General features: G+C 62.2%; 3 protein-coding genes. 1 reads left to right on the plus strand and 2 read right to left on the minus strand.

Features of this window, described 5'->3' with window-relative positions; all coding sequences use genetic code 11:
* Positions 1-198: 198 nt before the first annotated feature.
* Both ACYVDE_RS16575 and ACYVDE_RS16580 read right to left on the minus strand, forming a co-directional pair.
* Positions 199-1593, minus strand: coding sequence for an SGNH/GDSL hydrolase family protein (locus ACYVDE_RS16575; RefSeq protein ID WP_460502662.1), 1395 nt, complete (start codon positions 1591-1593; stop codon positions 199-201).
* A gap of 33 nt (positions 1594-1626) precedes the next feature.
* On the minus strand, positions 1627-2922 hold the full coding sequence (locus ACYVDE_RS16580) for an OmpP1/FadL family transporter (protein ID WP_460502663.1): 1296 nt from the start codon (positions 2920-2922) through the stop codon (positions 1627-1629).
* A 151-nt stretch (positions 2923-3073) separates the two neighbouring features.
* Here ACYVDE_RS16580 and lptB point away from each other — a divergent pair, with 151 nt between their 5' ends.
* Positions 3074-3808: an LPS export ABC transporter ATP-binding protein gene (lptB, locus tag ACYVDE_RS16585; RefSeq protein WP_460502664.1), complete on the plus strand. Its 735-nt coding sequence runs from the start codon at positions 3074-3076 to the stop codon at positions 3806-3808.
* Positions 3809-3990 lie beyond the last annotated feature (182 nt).

Raw genomic sequence — 3990 nt, forward strand, 5'->3', positions numbered from 1 at the left:
GAAACCTCCCGGCCCGGGGTGTTTGTGGCCGGCACCGTGTGCGGCGGCCGGGCCACCAGCCGCTGGTTCATCGAAAACGGCCGGCACCACGCCCAACTCATTGCGGCGCATCTGGCGAGCCGGCCCGGTGGCCCGCAATAAAAACAAAAAGCGCCTTCCCGGGCAGGGAAGGCGCTTTTTGCAGCACGGCGGTAGTTCTTACATCGGGAACATGACGCCGCGGTAGCTATTCGGATTCACGGTCGGTACCGAAGCACCGTAGAAGCCGTTGATAACGCGGATAAACTCGTTGGCCACTACGGCGTAGCCGCGGGGCGTGGGGTGCACGCCGTCGAGGCTGAACAGGTTGCCCGACACAAAGGCCGTGCTGTTGTTGACGGTGCTCGTCACCACGCCCGACTGGCCGATGTTGTTGAAGAACGTGTTCATATCGGCCAGCGCCACCTTGTTTTGGCGGGCGGTTTTGGCAATGATGGCGTTGAGCTGGTTGGTGCGGGTCACCACGGTCGTTACCTCCGCGGCGTCGAGCACGTACTGGCTGGGCAGCGGGTTAGTGGGCGTGCTGCCGGCACCGGTGGCGGCAATGTAGCCCTGAGCCTGCAGCGTCAGCAGGTCGGCCGACGTAGCCAGGCGCACCGACGGCGTGCCGTTTACCGTGATGAACACGCCGGGCGAAGCGGCGTTCTGGGCCTTAAAGGCGGCCGCTACGGCCGCCACCGTTACCGTGTTGAAGTACGGAATGGCCGTCACGTTCGGGATGTTGGCGCACACACCGCCCACCGTGCCGTTCTTCGAAATGGTGGCCACAATATTGCGGTAGCCCTTGCCGAAGCTGGTGGTATCGGTGAGGACGCTGAAAGGGTTGCTGGCCGAAGCCACGCCGCCGTTGGTGGCGTAGGTCAGCACGTCGTTGTTGCCCATCCAGCAGGTGAAGAACGTAGCCGTTTTTTGGCCGATGTACGTCACGTAGTCTTTAGTGCCGCGGTCGGCGGCAGGCAGTAGGCGCTGGTAGTAGGGGTTGATGTTGCCATAAGCCGCCGCCGAAGCTCGCGTTATCGCGTCAGTGGTGGCGTTGCCTGAGGTAGAAGCCGTCTTATCGGCGCTCAGCACCGAAATGCCCGGCACACCGAGGTTGTCGGGTTGATTGCCGGAGTAGGCTTCCAGCTCGGGCTGGCCCGAGCCCAGCGGGGGGGCTGGCAGGTTGTTGCTGGTGTACGCCACGGCCTCGCCCAGAAAGCTGTTGGCCTGCGAAGGCTGCACGGGCGTGAGCGCACCGTTCACCGACAGCAGCTTGACGTAGCCCGAACCGTCCTTTCTAGCGGCCGAAAACGCTGGCTGCACGAAGCTGGCCGGGCCGTTGCCGGCTTTGGCAAATTGCTGCGCCAGAATGGCCGGGTACGAAGTGGCTTGCGCCTCGTTGTAAAGCCCACCATCGGAGAAGCCCGAAGTCAGGGAGTTGCCCACGGCCACGTAGCTCGAAAAATTTGCCGAGCCGGCCGAAGCGCCCGGGGCTTCAATAGTCGGCTGGCAGCCGGCAAAGGCCAGGCCCAGCAGCGCAAGCGCCGGTGCAGTGCGGTTAATGGTCAGATTCATATCGAAAAAGAGTCTAAGTGCGGGTGGGAGGGATTAGAACTTGTAGTGCAGGCCGATGCCGGGCACATAGACCTGCGTTTTGTAGGTGCCGGCAATGCGGTCGGCGGTGCCGTTGTCGAGCAGCTGGCCCGGCGTCTGGCTGCGCTTGAGGAAATCTTCGAACAGGAACGAAGCATCGATGCCGAGGTGCTCGGTTACCTGATAGCTCAGGCCGGTGGTCAGAATCACGCGGTCGGCGTCGGGCGTTTCCGGCGTGATGTACCCGTCTTTTACGGCCGAGAAGTCGTAGCTGGCGCCGGCGCGCACGGTCAGCTTGTCGCTCACCTTGTACTGGCCGCCCAGGCGAAAGGCCAGCGCATCCTGGTAGTAGCGCTTCGAGGTGCTGGTAGTGCTGCCACCCACCAGGCCATCGGTGGTGCCGTTGCCATTGTTGCCGCTGAAGGTGAAGTCGAGCGAGCGGTAAGCGCTCCAGAACGTCAGGGCGGCGTCCAGACCAATAGTCAGCTTTTCGTTGGGCGTAACGCCGATGCCCACGCTAGCCACGGCCGGCAGCGGCAGCGTAGCCGAGAAGGCATTGGCCGTGAAGCCCCGGTTGATGGTGGAGGCGCTGGCGCCCGTGGGCAGCCCCGAGTAGCTGACGGTGCCGTTTTCAACGACCGCGTCAATTTTCGAGCGGTAGCTGACGCCGGCGCTCAGCTTGTCGCTGGGCTTGAAGTACACGCCCACGTTGTAGCCGAACTGCGTTTTGGCTTTGCCATCGAGGGTGATATGGCCCGGGCCGGTGGGCAGGGGCAGGTCTTTCTGCAGGTTCACGTTGCCGTAGGCCAGAATCATCAGGCCGGCGCCCACGCTCAGCTGCGGGGTGATGGCAAACGAGGCCGTCGGCTGCACGTAGATGGACTGCAGCGTGATTTCGGTGAGGGCGTAGCGGCCGTCCCAGTTGTCGGCATATTTCAGCGTGCTGCCGTAGGGGGTGAACACGGCCACGCCGGCCTTAAACTTGCCGTCTTTGGGGCCGAAACCCGCGTAGAAGTTAAACGGCGTCACCACTTTGTGGTCGATGTTGCTCTGGGCACCACCGTACTGGCTGCTGTAGCTCACGCGCGCCAGGGCGGCATTCACGCCTACCTGCACGCCGTTTTCGCGCACCATGGCTAGGGCACCGGGGTTGTAAAACATAGCCGCCTGGTCGAGCGACAAGCCGACGCCTACTCCGCCCATGCCAATGTTCTTCTGCCCGCCCAGGTTCACCTGGAAGCCGCTGGCGGACGCCGCCGACGCGCTGACCAGCAGTGCGCCCCCCGCGAGGAGTAGTTTTTTTACCGTCATAATCAAAATAAAGAGTGGAGGTGGGTTGATTGTGCGCCTAAAAGTAGCGGAAAAATTCAAGTCAACTACTCGGCGTGCCGAATAAATATGTCGCTCAGCACGTTTGCCAACCTGACGGGCTGCCTTCGGCCCGCGCTGTACCTTTGTCCGTATGATTCTGCGCGCTGACCATTTAATCAAAAAATACAAAGCCCGAACCGTCGTCAACGACATGTCGGTGACCGTGGGCCAGGGCGAAATTGTGGGCCTGCTTGGTCCCAATGGGGCCGGCAAAACCACCTGCTTCTACATGATGGTGGGCATGGTGAAGCCCAACAGCGGGCGTATTTACCTCGACACTACCGAAATTACGACCATGCCCATCTACCAGCGGGCGCGGTTGGGCGTGGGCTATCTGGCGCAGGAAGCCAGCGTGTTTCGCGACCTGACGGTGGAGGAAAACATTCTGGCCGTGCTCGAGCTGTCGCAGCTGCCCAAAGCTACCTGGAAGCCGAAGGTGGAGGAGCTGTTGGCCGAATTCAGCCTGACGCATGTGCGCAAAAACTTGGGCAAAGTGCTGAGCGGCGGCGAGCGGCGGCGCACCGAAATTGCCCGCGCCCTGGCCGTCGAGCCCAAGTTTGTGCTGCTCGACGAGCCGTTTGCCGGGGTCGACCCCATCGCGACGGAAGAAATCCAGGGCATTATCTACAAGCTCAAGTCGCGTAATATCGGCGTGCTCATCACCGACCACGACGTGCAGAAAACGCTGGAAATCGTGGACCGGGCCTATTTGCTTTTCGAAGGCAAGCTGCTGAAAGCCGGCACGGCCGAAGAACTGGCCAGCGACGAAACCGTGCGCCGCGTGTATCTGGGCAAAAACTTTGAACTGAAGCGTACCATCAAATAACGGGTGCTGGCCGTGTGCCCCGGCCGCGCTCGTTCAGGGCGTTTCTTCGCTCACCAGTTACTCTATGCTCGACCAGCTACTCGCCCGCGCCGTTCAGTGGGGCAGCCTGCCTCGCCTCAACCGCATCCGCATGCGGCCGCACGAGGTGCAGGCGCAGCTGCTGCGCGGGCTGCTGGCCCGGG

This window comes from Hymenobacter agri, assembly GCF_054778495.1.

Excerpts from the sequence above, each read along its gene's own strand:
- ACYVDE_RS16575 (WP_460502662.1), bottom strand. The coding sequence starts at position 1,593 with ATGAATCTGACCATTAACCGCACTGCACCGGCGCTTGCGCTGCTGGGC.
- ACYVDE_RS16580 (WP_460502663.1), bottom strand. The coding sequence starts at position 2,922 with ATGACGGTAAAAAAACTACTCCTCGCGGGGGGCGCACTGCTGGTCAGC.
- lptB (WP_460502664.1), top strand. The coding sequence starts at position 3,074 with ATGATTCTGCGCGCTGACCATTTAATCAAAAAATACAAAGCCCGAACC.